Source organism: Streptomyces thermoviolaceus, assembly GCF_045209695.1.
Taxonomy (GTDB): Bacteria; Actinomycetota; Actinomycetes; order Streptomycetales; family Streptomycetaceae; genus Streptomyces; species Streptomyces thermoviolaceus.
The window spans coordinates 5,726,440-5,740,151 of sequence record NZ_CP109280.1 but is presented as its reverse complement, the minus strand read 5'-3'; the positions used below and the strand labels follow the sequence as shown (position 1 = coordinate 5,740,151).

At 73.7% G+C, this 13,712-nt stretch carries 12 protein-coding genes; 6 read left to right on the top strand and 6 right to left on the bottom strand.

The window, feature by feature from the left end; all coding sequences use genetic code 11:
* Positions 1-30: 30 nt before the first annotated feature.
* Positions 31-288, bottom strand: a complete 258-nt coding sequence (locus tag OG899_RS25070) for a DUF5133 domain-containing protein (RefSeq protein ID WP_125496425.1) — start codon at positions 286-288, stop codon at positions 31-33.
* 880 nt (positions 289-1,168) lie between these two features.
* On the bottom strand, positions 1,169-1,714 hold the full coding sequence (locus OG899_RS25065; RefSeq protein ID WP_125496426.1) for a hypothetical protein: 546 nt from the start codon (positions 1,712-1,714) through the stop codon (positions 1,169-1,171).
* A gap of 317 nt (positions 1,715-2,031) precedes the next feature.
* On the opposite strand from OG899_RS25065, the gene OG899_RS25060 reads away from it, so the two are divergent.
* Positions 2,032-2,262 carry a DUF397 domain-containing protein gene (locus OG899_RS25060; protein WP_125496427.1) on the top strand — a complete coding sequence of 77 codons (231 nt, stop codon included), beginning with the start codon at positions 2,032-2,034 and terminating at the stop codon, positions 2,260-2,262.
* 105 nt (positions 2,263-2,367) lie between these two features.
* Positions 2,368-3,288 (top strand): helix-turn-helix transcriptional regulator, encoded by a 921-nt coding sequence (locus OG899_RS25055; RefSeq protein ID WP_125496428.1) that lies wholly within the window; start codon positions 2,368-2,370, stop codon positions 3,286-3,288.
* Positions 3,289-3,345: 57 nt separating this feature from the next.
* Here the strand turns inward: OG899_RS25055 and OG899_RS25050 are convergent, their stop codons facing one another.
* The gene (locus OG899_RS25050) at positions 3,346-4,164 is read right to left on the bottom strand and encodes an SAM-dependent methyltransferase (protein WP_125496429.1); all 819 of its coding nucleotides are present in this window, start codon (positions 4,162-4,164) and stop codon (positions 3,346-3,348) included.
* Positions 4,165-4,671: 507 nt separating this feature from the next.
* On the opposite strand from OG899_RS25050, the gene OG899_RS25045 reads away from it, so the two are divergent.
* Positions 4,672-5,871, top strand: coding sequence for a beta-1,3-glucanase family protein (locus tag OG899_RS25045; protein WP_125496430.1), 1,200 nt, complete (start codon positions 4,672-4,674; stop codon positions 5,869-5,871).
* A gap of 172 nt (positions 5,872-6,043) precedes the next feature.
* Positions 6,044-7,162 carry a PP2C family protein-serine/threonine phosphatase gene (locus OG899_RS25040; protein WP_189428484.1) on the top strand — a complete coding sequence of 373 codons (1,119 nt, stop codon included), beginning with the start codon at positions 6,044-6,046 and terminating at the stop codon, positions 7,160-7,162.
* A gap of 52 nt (positions 7,163-7,214) precedes the next feature.
* Here OG899_RS25040 and OG899_RS25035 read toward each other — a convergent pair whose 3' ends face one another.
* Together OG899_RS25035 and OG899_RS25030 are read right to left on the bottom strand one after the other, a co-directional pair.
* The gene (locus OG899_RS25035) at positions 7,215-8,600 is read right to left on the bottom strand and encodes an MFS transporter (protein ID WP_399415642.1); all 1,386 of its coding nucleotides are present in this window, start codon (positions 8,598-8,600) and stop codon (positions 7,215-7,217) included.
* A 575-nt stretch (positions 8,601-9,175) separates the two neighbouring features.
* The gene (locus tag OG899_RS25030; RefSeq protein ID WP_125496432.1) at positions 9,176-10,684 is read right to left on the bottom strand and encodes a helix-turn-helix domain-containing protein; all 1,509 of its coding nucleotides are present in this window, start codon (positions 10,682-10,684) and stop codon (positions 9,176-9,178) included.
* A 344-nt stretch (positions 10,685-11,028) separates the two neighbouring features.
* Between OG899_RS25030 and OG899_RS25025 the strand changes: the two genes are divergently transcribed.
* Complete coding sequence (locus OG899_RS25025) at positions 11,029-11,649, top strand: L-threonylcarbamoyladenylate synthase (protein ID WP_125496433.1); 621 nt, start codon at positions 11,029-11,031, stop codon at positions 11,647-11,649.
* A gap of 238 nt (positions 11,650-11,887) precedes the next feature.
* The gene (locus OG899_RS25020; protein WP_356847962.1) at positions 11,888-12,643 is read left to right on the top strand and encodes a dienelactone hydrolase family protein; all 756 of its coding nucleotides are present in this window, start codon (positions 11,888-11,890) and stop codon (positions 12,641-12,643) included.
* A 33-nt stretch (positions 12,644-12,676) separates the two neighbouring features.
* On the opposite strand, the gene OG899_RS25015 is transcribed toward OG899_RS25020, so the two are convergent.
* Entirely contained in the window at positions 12,677-13,648 is a 972-nt protein-coding gene (locus OG899_RS25015) for a TauD/TfdA family dioxygenase (protein WP_125496435.1), read from the bottom strand.
* Positions 13,649-13,712: the final 64 nt, after the last annotated feature.

Below are 13,712 nucleotides of genomic sequence, written 5' to 3'. Positions count from 1 at the left end.
CCCCGCTGCATCGCCCGAGGGGTCGGACGGTCAGACGGCCAGCGACAGATCGCCCTCCCCGTCGGTCTGCGCGGTACCGCCCGGTGTGCCACTGGTTTGCAGCAGCAGCGCGTCGGCCCGGGCGATGGCGTCGTGGATGCTGGTGGTGCCCATCATGACGCACAAGGTGTAACTGACGTCCTCCAGCTCGCGGGCCGTCTCGGCCCGCTCCCTCTCCGCCTGCGCGATCTTCAGCGATGCGTAGCGAGTCAGCAACGTCCTGACGACCTTCGGGTCCGGAACCAGCACGGAGCGCCCCTCTCTCGAATTTTTCCTGCGTATGCCCCAGGCACGCCGTGCCATGCATACCGACCGCATCGCGGCAGATAGTTGTCCTGAAACAGTCGATTTCCAGACGATCGGCCAACAAGTCGGCCGTGGTGCGACGCCGGGGTGGGCGGCCGTCAAAGACCGCAGGTGAGGCGTCTGTTGAACGCCGCCGTCCGGCGCTCGCCCGCGCGCGGGCCGCCGACTGCCGCCCGTGCTCGCACCGAGGCGGCGAGCGGGCCCGGCAGGGCCGTGACAGGACGACAGGGGCGGCGCGCCGCGCGGGCGCGTTCTATCCGGTGCGGCGACAGCGCTCCGTCACGGGGCGGGCGGGAGGATGCGGGGCGGGCCGGGCGGCAGATCCGGCGGTCGCGCCGGCTCACGACCGGCCCCCGCCGGTGCACGCTGCGGCGCCGGACGGACGAAACGGCGCGCGGCCGGGCCGCGCGCCGTGCTGATCTCCTCGGGTGAAGCCCACAGTGGCCTCCGCTGGACACTCGGCCGCCTCTGCGCGGGCAGCCCCCGTCCGCGGCGACAGGGCACCGCGTGTCCCGGCAGAGTACCCGCAATATAGGGGTTTTTCGGGCGTTCAGCCAAGCTCGAAGGAGCGATCCGGAGCCGGAACACAGGAGAACGGGCCGTCATGAGCCGCTCACGACGGACGTCTTGCGGCGAAAGCGGCGGTTGGACGGCGGCCTTTTCGGCCTCCTCCGGAACGGAGCACGCGCCAGGTGGCCGATTGCGTACGCTGCCGCGTCTCCTCGTCCCGCGACTGCCCGCCGCATCGTCCCGTGACCGTCCGCCGCAGCGGCCCACAGGGAGCCGCACCGTCGGGCGTGCGGGCGATCGGGCCGGGTCCGGTTCAGCCGGCCAGGACGGCGGCGAGGTCCGTGGCGGCCCGGACGAGCTCGTCGTCCTCCTCGGTCAGCAGCATCCGCAGCACGTCCTGCCGGGCGCGCACGGCCTGCCGGGCACGCTGCTCCCACACCACCGGGTTCTCGCGGTGGTTGAGGAGCTTGGGGTAGACGGCGGCGACGGACTCCCACTGCCGCGCCTCGGCGATGCTCCGCAGCAGCCGGACGATCTGCGGCCGGCAGGTCACCTGGGGCAGCCGGGCCAGCTCCCACAGGAAGGGAACCACGGCCGCGGTGGCCTGCTCCACCACGAAGCCGTACTGGCAGATCCGGTTGCGCAGCTCCCGCAGCGCCTCCCCGGCGGCCCCGGCGTCGCCGCCCGCCACGACCCGCAGCAGCCGGGGGATGCCGGCGGCGGAACCGGTGGAGTCCCTCAGGTCGCTCCAGGGCACCTGACCCAGAGCCGGCAGCGCCCCCTCGGCGGTCGGGCCGCCGGGGGACAGGGCACAGCCGGTGCGGTGCGTGCTCGGCTGCTCCGTCGGTGCGGTGCGCATGGCGTCGGGCCTTTCCGAGGCGGTCGTACGGGGGATGCCGCCGCAGCGGGGCCCGGCCTCCGGGCTCCGCGCCGCCGCGGCCCGCCGCTCGCGGGCGATACGCGGCACGGCAGCTGATGGCTCGTCAAGATCGGTCTGTGCGGGGCGCCTTCAGGTGGATCGACGCCCCGGCTATTATCCACGCCGACCGCAACCGCGTGCAATTGCAGGCGAAATTTCTCGTGAAAGTGCGCGAGACGGGGAAGAGTAACGGCGAGCGGTGTCCGGCGGCAGGCCGGGCACGGTGCACGGACCGACGCGACAGCAAGGAGGATGCGGTGCCAGCGGTACCGAACGGAGTACGGGCCAGTTCGCTGGACGTCAGCTGGGTCAAGAGCCGGCACAGCAATGCCACCGGCAACTGCGTGGAGATCGCCGCACTGGACGGCGGCGGCATCGCGGTGCGCAACTCGCGGGACCCCGACGGCCCCGCCCTGATCTACACCCCGGCGGAGATGGCGGCGTTCCTGGCGGGTGCCAAGGACGGCGAGTTCGACCATCTGGTGTGAGACACAGGGGACTTGGCGGCTTGGGACCCTTCGCCTGTGCCGCTCCGACGGCACAGGGGTGCGCTAGTGTGGGTCCCAAGTCTGCCGGTCCACAGGGGGGTCTGGATGTCCGCCGAGCCGCATCGCGTCTCCCGTCTCGAACCGTATCTGGACCGGTCGGAGCCGGCCCCGACGCTGCTGAAGATGCTGATCGGCGTCCAGCTGGCCGGCTTCCGCGAGGACGCCGGCATGTCGCAGGACCAGGCGGCCCGCGTGCTCGGCTTCAGTGCCGCGAAGCTCTCCCGCATAGAGTCCGGCAAGGGGCGCAGACCTCCCGCCGAGGCCGACGTGCGTCGCCTGCTGCGGCTGTACAACACGGGCGAGTACGAGTGCGCGGTCATGCTCAAGCTGCTGCGCAGAGCGGGCGAACCGGGCTGGTGGCAGCGGTACGACAAGCGGCTGATGCCCGAGTGGTTCGACCGGCTGGTCGGGCTGCAGGAGGCCGCCGCGGCGATCCGCACCTTCGAGATCCAGTACGTTCCGGGTCTGCTGCAGACCCCGGCGTACGTCCGGGCCGTGGTGGAGCGGGGTCTGCCGAACGCCCCGGCCGGCGAGGTGCAGCGGCGTGTGGAACTGCGCAACCGGCGCGCCCAGTTGCTCACCCGTCCCGACGCGCCCCAGCTGTGGGCGGTGCTGGACGAGTCGGTGCTGCTGCGCGTGCTGGGCAGCCGTGACGTCATGCGGGAGCAGCTGGAACATCTCGTGCGCATGACCCGGTTGCCCCATGTGACCGTACAGATCGTCCCGTTGGACGTGACCGACGCGTGCGCGCCCAACACCCCCCTCACCTATCTGCGTTTCGGCGGCAGCGACCTGCCGGACGTCGTCTACCTCGAGCACATCCGCAGCGCCACCTTCCTCGAGGACCGGGACGAGACGGAGGAGTACCGGATCGTCCTGGACCGGCTGGCCGACGAGGCGCTGACTCCGCAGGAGTCCGTCGAGCTGGTGCGCAGGACGATCGAGGAGCGGTACGCGCCGTCCTGAGCGCGCACCGTGAACCGGTTCGCGCTCGATCCCCCGTTGCGGTGCGCGCCCGGTCCGTCAGCGGACCACGCCTATGCCGCCGTACTCGATCCACTCGTGCGTCAGCTGGCGGGGCGCCACCTCGTTGTCGGGGCGCCAGGTGGAGACCTCGACCAGGCCCGGTTCGAGGATGTCCAGCCCCTCGAACCACTCGTCGACGTCCTTCTGCTCCCGCACCCGGCCCCAGTGCCCCTGGGTGACCTGGTCCATGAAGTCGGTCACGAAGGAGCGGACCTCGGGGTCGTCGCTGACCAGCTGGCACATGAGCATGATGCTGCCGGGCACGAGCCGCTCGCGGACCCGCCGGACCACGGCGAGCGGGCCGTCGGTGTCGCTGTCCGGGATGCAGTGGAACACCGAGTTGAACAGCACCGCCACCGGCTGGGAGAAGTCGATCAGACGCCGGGTCTCGGGGTGGTCGAAGATCTCGTCGGTGCTGCGCATGTCCGCCTGGATGACCGCGGTGCGCTCGTCCTGCTGCAGCAGGGCCCGGCCGTGCACCAGCACCATGGGGTCGTTGTCGACGTAGACCACGTGCGTCGCCGGATCGACCCGCTGGGCCACCTGGTGGACGTTGTCCTGGGTGGGCAGGCCGGACCCGTGGTCGAGGAACTGCCGGATGCCGTACTCCTCGGCGATCGTTCTCACCGCGCGCTTGAGGAAGCGGCGGTTGTTCAGGGCGAGCCGTCGGGTACTCGGAACGACCTTGTCGAGTTCCTCGCAGGCCGCACGGTCGGCCGCGTAGTTGTCCTTGCCGCCGAGGTAGTGGTCGTACATGCGCGCGGCGGTCGGCACGTTCTCGTCGATCTTCGTGGACAGCCGGTTCTCCGTGGACATCGCTCCCCCAACTCGCCGGATCCACCGCACCATCGGGGCCGGTGCGACAGAGCGTACAGCTTGGGAAAGCCGCGGTCTGCCAAATCGGAAGCGTGCACGGACAACGGCCCCGCCTTTGCTCCCCAAGTGCCCGATCGTCACGTATTTTTCACGCCGCGCGGCCGGTCCGGGCGTGAAGACGGGCCCCGTGCGCGTGCGAGGCGAGCCCACGCTCCCGCCCGCCGGTTCTCTCCCCCCGGCCGTGGCGAGCCGGGGCGGGCGCACGGTGCTTCCGCGCCCGGGCCCGCGCCTTAAAGGGGGCTTAACACTTCGTCGAGCAGCTGCGTGCGGCCGACCGGAATCCCCGACAAGGGCGGACGAAGCGGGTGCCGGGCGGGGCCGGACTGTTTGGCCAGGGCTGCCGCGCTGCATACCATGCAGGCCCACCGGCGGCGTGAGAGCGCTCTCAGAAGGCGCCCGCCGTCGGCGTGCATCCCCCTTTGCCGAGCGCAAGGAGACACCCCCCACATGGCACCTCGTCATCAGCGCACCGTCGGCCGCCGGACGTTCCTGGCCGCTCTCGGCGGGGCGGCCGTGGCGGCGCCCGTCGTCGCCGCGATCGGTCCGCAGGCCCTGGCCGACACCCCCGCGAAGCGTTCCGCGGCCGCCGCGGGCGGCGGCCTCCCGCTCACGGTCGTCAACAACAGCGGCAGCTTCGGCGACGACTCCGTCCACGTGTACATCGTGGGCAACCAGGACGGCCGTCAGGTGCGGGTCACCCCGGACGGGACGCTCGCCCCGATCGAGCTGTCGGACAACGGCGCGGACGGCTTCACCGACTACGCGATCCCTCTGGCGGGCAGCGGGCAGAGCCTGAACCTGCCCTACATGTCCGGCCGGATCTACGTGTCCCTGGGCGAGAAGCTCAAGCTGAAGGCCGTGGCCGACGGCAACGGCAACCCGGCCCTGCAGTACCCGGCGGGCTGGGTCTCCTCGGACCCGAACTACCCGGTCCTGCACGACTGCGTGGAGTTCACGTACAACGCCTCCGGCATGTACTGCAACACGACCATGGTCGACATGTTCAGCGTGCCGCTGAGCATCGACCTGACCGGCGCCGCGCAGCAGACCACGGGCACCGTGCGCGACGGCGGGCGGGCCGAGGCGTTCGCCGCCGTCCGGCAGATCGACGCGTTCTCCCGGCTCGTCATCGACGACACCCGGGTCGTCGCCCCCGGCCACGGGCTGGACGCCGGGCTGTTCCCCCAGGACTACTACGCCTCGTACATCGACGCGGTCTGGAACCGGTACACGGGCCAGGACCTGCAGGTCACCACCGACGCCGGCCGCTTCACCGGCCGGGTGCAGGGCGACCGGCTGGTCTTCACCGGACCGGCCGACGTCTCCTTCGCCAAGCCCTCCACCCGGGACGTGCTGTTCTGCGACGGTGCGCTGGCCGCGCCCAACGACGGGACGAGCGGCCCGGTGGCGGCGGTGCTCGGCGCCGGTTTCAACCGCTCGACGCTGCTGTCGGGCACCGAGCAGCCGGTGACCGACGCCTCCGCCTTCTACCTGGACGACATCACCAACCACTACGCCCGGGCCATGCACCGGGTGACCGCGGACGGCAAGGCCTACGGCTTCGCCTTCGACGACGTGGCGGGCTTCGCCTCGTACATCGAGGACTCGGCGCCGACGGGCATCAAGGTGACGATCACGGCGTTCTGACGGCCGGGGCGCACAGCCCGGAGGCGGGCCGGCCGGGCCGTGTGCCGAAAGGCGGGCGTGCGCGGGCCGGCCGGTCTGTGCGCCGAGTGCCGGCGTGTGCCGACCGGCCGGGTCGCGCGCCGGGGTCCGGCGTGCGCGGTGCGGGCGGACGTTGCAGCGTAAGAGCGTGCGCATGCTGTCCGACCTGTCGGCGCGCCGGGACCCCGGCCGGCGCGGCTGGCTGCGCGGAGCCCCGCCGCCCCGCTGGATCCGGGCGCTGCCGGTGGGCCTGACCGCCGTGGTGTGCGCGGTGGCGGTGCTGAGCCCCGAGCCCATGGACATCGGCTTCGTGCTGGGCGCCATCCCGCCGCTGGCGGTGCTGTCGTACGGGCCGGTGGCGACCGCGCTGATGGGTGCCGTCGCGCTGGTCCTGCTGACCGCACCGGTGTTCCGGCTGGGGCATCCCGGTGACACCGACCTGGAGACCGTGTGCTTCGTCGCCGTCCTCAGCGTGTTCCTCGCCTTCGTGCGCAGCCGCCGGGACGCCCAGCTGGACCTGGAGCGCACGATCGCGGAGGCCGCGCAGCGGGCCGTGATGCCGTCGCTGCCGCCGCGGGTCGGCCCGGTGCGCTGTGCCGGCCTGTACCGGGCGGCCCAGCGCGGGACCCTGGTCGGCGGGGACTTCTTCGACGTGCGTGCGGGACCGTACGGCGTCCGCGCGGTGCTCGGCGATGTGCAGGGGCACGGGCTGGCGGCGGTCGCGACGGTCGCCGCGCTGCTCGGCAGCTTCCGTGAGGCGGTCCTGGACCGGAGCGAGCTGACGGCGGTCGCGGCCGCTCTGGACCGGCGTCTGGCGGTGGACACGTCCGAGGAGCGGCAGGCGGAGCTGTTCGCCACCGCCGCTCTGCTGGAGTTCACCGCCGACGCACGGTCGGTGCATGTGATCACCTGTGGGCATCCGCCGCCCGTCCTGCTGCGGGACGGGCGGGCCACCGAGATCGGGGTGGAGCCCTGGACTCCGCTGGGGCTGGGCCTGTCCGGCGGGGTGCCGCGCAAGGCCGGGCGCCGGGTGGCGCTGCGGCCGGGTGACGTGCTGTTCCTGGCGTCGGACGGCGTCTTCGAGGCCCGTGACGCCGACGGCGCGTTCTACCCCGTGCTGCAGCGGCTGCCCCGGCTGGCCGACGAGAACCCCTCCGACGTCGCCGACCGCGTTCTCGCCGATGTCCTCGCGCACTGCGGGACGGTGCGCGACGACGTCACCATCCTCGTCCTCATCCCCTGCCCGCCCGACGGCCCGCCCACGGCCCGCTGACCGCTGCCGGGGTCCGGGCCGCCGGGGACGGGCTCAGGCTCCGGGCACAGGTTCAGGCCGCCGGGGCGCAGGCCGTGTCCGCGTTCTCGTGGACGGGGGCCGGCCGGCCAGCGGGGGCGGACCGCTGGGCAGGCAGGAGGTGCGCGGGCAGGCCTGCCGGACCGGTCGGCTCCAGCTCGCCGTCGGCCGGGACACCGAGGGTCCGGGCCTGCTGGGCACGGCGTGCGCGGCGCTCCCGCAGCACGGCACCGGCGCCGACCGCGCCGGCGATGAGGACACCGCCCGCCACCAGGGCGCCCCGGGCTCCGGCGAGCTGCATCAGCAGGCCCAGCAGCGGCGGGCCGATCAGGCTCCAGCCCGTGGAGAGGGTGCGCCACACACCGAGCACCCGTCCGCGCATATGGGCCGGCGGGTCGGTCTGCAGAACCGTGGTCCCGGCGGTGTCGCTCACCGACTCCACCACGGCCATCGGGGCGACGATCAGCAGCAGCACCCACAACTGCGGGGACAGCCCGGCGGCGATCTGCAGCACGGCACCGGCGGCGGCCAGGCCGCCGACCAGGCGCACCGAGGGGCGGCGCAGCCGGCCGGCCAGCACCGCACCGGCCACCCCGCCGACGGCCAGCACGGTGGAGACGGTGCCGAAGGCGCCGGCGCCGCCGGCGAGCGGGCCGGTGACCAGCACGGCGAGCGTCAATCCGTAGTTGCGGCCGAAGACGCTGCTGAGCGCGGTGACGACGGCGAGGGCCACCAGGCGTGGCCGGCGCAGGAAGAACGCCAGGCCGTCGCGGGCGCCGGTGCCGCGCCGGGCGGGTGCCGCGGCGGCGGGACGGGAGCGGGCCGCGGCGGGACGGGAGCGGGCCGCGGCGGGACGGGCGGGCCGGCCGGCGGCGGGATGCGGGCGCAGGAAGGGGATCACCGCGGCCACGGCGAGGAAGGACAGGCCGTTGGCGGCGTAGGCCGCGCCGGGGCCCCACCAGCCGATCACCACGCCCGCCAGCGCGGTGCCGCCCACCCGTCCGACGCTGCTGACCACCGAGCCGAGCGCGATGGAGGAGGGCACGTCCTCGACCGGCACCAGGTCGTTGCCGAGCAGGGAGCAGGCCGGCCCGTCGACGGTGGCGATCAGACCGGTGACGGCCGCGAGCGCCATGAGCACCGGGACGGTGAGATGGCCGGTGACCACGAGGGCGGCGGTGAGCAGGCCGACCAGGGCGAGCAGGGCCTGGCTCGTCGCGGCGGTGAGCCGGCGCGGCCAGGCGTCGACCGCGGCCCCGCCGATCAGTCCCAGCAGCAGTCCGGGCGCGGCCTGCACGGACAGGGACAGGCCGGTGGCCGCGGCGGAGCCGGTCAGCTGCAGCATCAGCAGGTTCTGCGCGGTCAGCTGCATCCAGGTGCCGGCGTTGGAGACCAGGTTGGCCACCGACCACAGGCGCATGTCGCGGTGGCGCAGCGCCCGCCAGGGGGCGCGGTTCTCCTCCGCCGCCGCTCGGCGGCCCGGCCCACGGCCGAGCAGGCGGCGGACGGTCGGGGCCACGCGGCGCGGAGCGGGCGCGGGGGCAGAGGTGAGGGAAGGGGATGAGGCCACGGGAAGACGCTTTGCGTGAGGGAGCCGGACAGCGTTCCGTGCTGTGCCGTCGGCCGTCCGGGCGGCTCGACGGTGAGGCGCGGCCGGGCACAGCGGCTGCCCATCCTCACAGACGGACGGGCACGGTCGGCGGCCGCGGTGGCCGACCGTGCCCGCCCCGCGCCTCAACTGGCGTGCGGGACACGGCAGTCGGCCCTGCGGTGGTGTTGCTCACACCAGGGGCCGAGCCCCGGCCGTGCGGGGCGGGGCATGTGATGCGGCTCGCAGAATCCGAAGGCGGGACCGGTCCCCCGTTCCGGTCCCGCCCCTGCGGCGCGTCGAACCTATGTGATCACCACGGTGACCGGAAAGCGTGCCGGTGCCCACTCGGGGCGCACGAAGGACTCACGTGTGCACAACCGAGTCCGCGTTGTCCTCGGTCGCCCTCATTCGTCCGCGTCGACGGTCGGGGCGTCCAGATCGCCCGCCGCCAGATGGGCCAGCACGACCTCGTACAGGTCGCTTCCGGTGGCGAGGACCCGGCGTTGCAGCACCGGCTCCACGCCCCGCAGGTGGCCGCGGACGGTCTGGGCGTGGACGCCGAGCTGCTGCGCGGCGCGTTCGGCGTTGCCGTCGGCGGCGATCCAGGCGCGCAGGGTGCCGCGCAGGTTCTTCCGCGGTTCCGCCGACAGCCGCCCGAGGAGTTCCTGCGCCCAGGTGCGCAGGGCGGGCTCGGTGAGGAGATCACGCAGGCGAACCGTTCCGCCGGGCGGTACGGCCGGCTCCGCGGCGGCCGACGTGTCCCGGCCCGCCTGGGTGTTCAGCGCGAGGTGGACCGCGGCCCGGACGCTGAGCCGGGACAGGTCCGCGCCGAGCAGGCAGGCCGTCCGGTCCATGCGGGCCCGCACGGTGTTCCGGCTCACCCCCAGGATCCGGGCGGCCCGGACGGCCGTGAACTCCAGCCCCAGCCGGGTGGTGCCGATCAGTTCGGCGCGGACATGGTGGGGCAGGACGTCCAGCGGCCGCAGCAGCCGGGCCGACCAGGCGTGCAGCGCACCGCGGTCCATCAACCGCTCGGGGTGGGTGCGCTCGGCGTACAGGGCCGTGCCGTCCGGGTGGCAGCGGGCGAGGGCGAGGGCGCTGACGGCCTGCCCGTACGCCGTCGAGGTGCGGGCGAGGCTCTGCCGGGTGCTGCCGCCGAGCCAGGTGCCGGGCCGGGCGGCGACGTACGAGCGCAGCGCCCGGCAGGTCGCCTCGGCGGGTGCGAGCACGATGACATGGCCGTCCTCCGCCGGGCAGCGGACAACGAGGGCCTGCTCACCGACCAGCTCCAGGCATTCCTCGGCGAGCCGCTCCCGGTCCTCGGGCCGGGTCTGCACGACGTACAGGTGCACGGTGTCGGTGTCGAGCAGCCCGGGCCACAGCCCGGCGGCCACCCGGCGGGCGGAGACGGTGTCCTCCACCATCAACAGCTGCAGGATCGCCAGGCGCAGCGCGGACGTCGCCTGCCGCAGCCGGTGCCCGGTCTCCTGGGTCTGGCGGGCGCGCAGCAGCAGTCCGACCACGGTAGCCGTGTGCGTGACCATCTCCGCGGCCTCCGCGTCGAAGGGGGCCGTACGGGCGACGACCAGCACGGCGAGCGGGGGCGAGTGCGGGCCGCCGACCCGCACCACGCGCAGATGACGGCCCCCGTCCTGCAGGGCCGCGGAGGCGAGCCGACCGGATCCGACGTCCGCGAGCAGCTGTTCGTTCAGCGGCAGGGACCGGCCGGCGAGGCGGGCGCCGGTGCCGTCCAGGAGGCAGGCCGTGCCCTGGACCGCGTCGGCCAGCCAGGACACCACCCGGCGTACGTCCTGTCCGGCGGGACGCAGGTGGCTGAGCAGTTCCTCGGCCCAGGACGTCTGCCGCCGGTCCTGTTCCTGGACCGCGGTGGCCCCGTGCTCTCGGCCGGCCATGCGGGCGCTCTCCTCTTCCGTCTCGTTCCGTGTGGTCTGCATATGCCGAACCCGGCTCCGTCGGCCGGGAACGTTATCAGCGGCGGCCGCGCAGGGGTACGGCGCGGTGACGCCGCGTCGATCACAGGGGCTCCGCCGCGGAGCCCGCACGGCGCCGGCGGGAGCATGCCGGGGGCGGTGCCGGATCCGCCGATGGTCGCCCCGGTCGTCACGGCGGCCGGCGGGATCCAGCGGTGATCACGGCGGCCGGCGGGGTGCGTCCGGACGTGCACGGCGCCGACGCGCGCAGGCGCGTCGGGCGGCGCGCGCGGCGAGGCGGCGATCACTCGGCATAAGCTCGGCGGATGGCGAAGTACTTCGACGTCCATCCGGACAACCCCCAGCCGCGGGCCGTCCGTCAGATCGCGGACAGCGTCCGCGAGGGTGCCCTGATCGCGTATCCGACCGACTCCTGCTACGCCCTGGGCTGCCGGCTGGGCAACCGCGAGGGCATGGACCGCATCCGGACGATCCGCCACCTGGACGACCGGCACCACTTCACGCTGGTGTGCCAGGACTTCGCGCAGCTCGGGCAGTTCGTGCGGCTCGACAACGACGTGTTCCGCGCGCTGAAGGCGTCCACCCCCGGCAGCTACACCTTCATCCTTCCGGCCACCCGGGAGGTGCCGCGCATGCTGCAGCACCCGAAGAAGAAGACGGTCGGGGTGCGCATCCCGGACCATGTCGCCACCCAGGCGCTCCTCGCCGAGCTGGGCGAACCGCTGGTGTCGAGCACCCTGCTGCTGCCCGGCGAGGAGGAGCCGATGACGCAGGGCTGGGAGATCAAGGACCGGCTCGACCATGTGGTGGACGCGGTGGTCGACTCCGGTGACTGCGGCACCGAGCCGACCACCGTCGTCGACTTCTCCTCGGGCCGACCGGAGATCGTCCGGCGGGGTGCGGGCGACGCCTCCCGTTTCGAGTGAGCGGGGTCCCGCGCGGCGTGAGCGGGGTCCCGCTGCCCGTGCGGCGGGCCTCGTCCGGGTGAGCGCCGCCGGTGCCGGGTACCGCCGGCGGCCTTGGCCACGGGGCCGGCGCGGGGGCGCGGACGCCGCGTGCGAGCATGGTGGTGATCCACTTCCCCGGCCGCATCGCGAGCCGGGGAATCCCCTCCGCCGGCGAGGGGCTCTCGCCGGCGGCTTCGCGCAGAGAGGCAGCATGCCCATGACCGCCGTAGAGGGACAGGACATCGACATCCCGACGGAGGACGGCACCGCCGATGCCTACCTCGCCCACCCCGCGGACGGCCGGCCGCACCCGGCCGTCGTGCTCTACCAGGACGCCTTCGGTGTGCGTCCGCACCTGAAGGGCATGGCCGACCGGCTCGCCGGAGCCGGCTACACGGTGCTGGTGCCCAACGTGTTCTACCGGCACGGTCGCGCCCCCGTGGTGGAGCTGCCCGAGTTCATCGACCTGTCCGAGCGGCCCGCGTGGTTCCAGCGGATCCTGCCGATGATGCAGGAGTTGACCTGGGACGTGGTGCGCCGTGACGCGAAGGCCTTTCTGGACTGGCTGGCCGACAGCCCGCTGGCCGCCGACGGCCCGGTGGGACTGACCGGGTACTGCATGGGTGCCCGGCTGGCGCTGCTGACCGCCGGCTTCCACCCCGACCGGGTCGCCGCCGCGGCCGGCTTCCACGGCGGCGGACTGGCCACCGACGACGAGGACAGCCCGCACCGGATCGCCGAACACGTCCGTGCCGAGCTGTACTTCGGGCACGCCGACGACGACCCGTCCATGTCGCCGGAGCAGATCAAGCGCCTGGAGGACGCGCTGAGCGCGGCGGGTGTGCGCTTTCGCAGCGAGCTGTACACGGGCGCCGCGCACGGCTACACGCAGGCCGACACGGCCTCCTACGACGAGCAGGCGGCCGAGCGCCACTGGGAGGCCCTGCTCGGCCTGCTCCGGCGCACCCTCTGACGGCGCGGGCGCTGCCCCGGGCCGGCCCAACCCTCACCACCGGCCCGGCCGGCTGCCGGTCAGTGGCCGGGAGGGGGTGCCGTCCACCCCGACGGGCACCTCGCCCTGGATCATCACGCGGTGCATGATGCGCGGGAAGCCGAGGTGGGCGGTGTCGGCGGGCGCGAGATGGATGGTGGCCCGGTTGTCCCAGAAGGCGACGCTGCCCGGCTCCCAGCGGAAGCGGACCGTGTACTCGGGCCGCACCGCCTGTTCCAGCAGCATCTGCAGGATCGCGGCGCTCTCCGCTCGGGAGAGCCCTTCGATCTGTTCGACGTAGTAGCCGTTGACGAACAGCACCCGCTCCCCCGTCTCGGGGTGGAGGCGCACCAGCGGGTGGACGGTGGCGATCTGATGGTCCAGCAGATGCCGGACGTAGGCGTCGTCGCCGGGCCGCGGCTGGTAGCCGACGCCGAGCCGGTGTTCGGCGCGCAGCCCGTCGACGAAGGCGCGCACCGGGGCGGACAGGCCGGCGTAGGCGGCGGCCAGGTTGGACCAGGTGGTGTCGCCGCCGTAGGGCGGCACGGTCTCGGCCCGCAGGATCGTCGCGGCCGGCGGGTCGACGCGGGCACCGTGGTCGCAGTGCCAGCCGCGCAGCAGCGTGTGCCGGCGCCGGTGCAGCCATTCGTCGTGGTCCATCCCGTACCGCCCGCCCAGCTCCAGGCGGTCCGCGGTGGTCTCCACCTCGGGGACGTCGGCCGGCGAGGTGCTGCCGCGCCGCGGCAGCACGACCGGTTCGCCGAACCGGCGGGCGAACGCCACGTGCGCGGCGTGGTCCAGGTGCTGCCCGCGGAAGAACACCACCTTCCAGCGCAGCACCGCCTCCCAGATCTCCGACACCACCGCGTCGTCGAGGTCCGCCGAAAGGTCGACGCCGCTGATCTCCGCTCCGATGTGCCCGGCGACCGGACGCACCTCGATCCTGCCGGCTCGCGGCCCGCCCGCCGTGCCCGTGCTCGTCGTCATCTGCGCTCCGCTCCATCGCTCGGATGCTGCTCTCGGTGACGCTCCACCCGATCGTGGCAGCGAT

Excerpts from the sequence above, each read along its gene's own strand:
- OG899_RS25050 (WP_125496429.1), bottom strand. The coding sequence starts at position 4,164 with ATGTCCACGGAGAACCGGCTGTCCACGAAGATCGACGAGAACGTGCCG.
- OG899_RS25030 (WP_125496432.1), bottom strand. The coding sequence starts at position 10,684 with ATGGCCGGCCGAGAGCACGGGGCCACCGCGGTCCAGGAACAGGACCGG.
- OG899_RS25015 (WP_125496435.1), bottom strand. The coding sequence starts at position 13,648 with ATGACGACGAGCACGGGCACGGCGGGCGGGCCGCGAGCCGGCAGGATC.
- OG899_RS25040 (WP_189428484.1), top strand. The coding sequence starts at position 6,044 with ATGCTGTCCGACCTGTCGGCGCGCCGGGACCCCGGCCGGCGCGGCTGG.
- OG899_RS25020 (WP_356847962.1), top strand. The coding sequence starts at position 11,888 with ATGACCGCCGTAGAGGGACAGGACATCGACATCCCGACGGAGGACGGC.
- OG899_RS25065 (WP_125496426.1), bottom strand. The coding sequence starts at position 1,714 with ATGCGCACCGCACCGACGGAGCAGCCGAGCACGCACCGCACCGGCTGT.
- OG899_RS25025 (WP_125496433.1), top strand. The coding sequence starts at position 11,029 with ATGGCGAAGTACTTCGACGTCCATCCGGACAACCCCCAGCCGCGGGCC.
- OG899_RS25035 (WP_399415642.1), bottom strand. The coding sequence starts at position 8,600 with ATGCGCCTGTGGTCGGTGGCCAACCTGGTCTCCAACGCCGGCACCTGG.
- OG899_RS25055 (WP_125496428.1), top strand. The coding sequence starts at position 2,368 with ATGTCCGCCGAGCCGCATCGCGTCTCCCGTCTCGAACCGTATCTGGAC.
- OG899_RS25045 (WP_125496430.1), top strand. The coding sequence starts at position 4,672 with ATGGCACCTCGTCATCAGCGCACCGTCGGCCGCCGGACGTTCCTGGCC.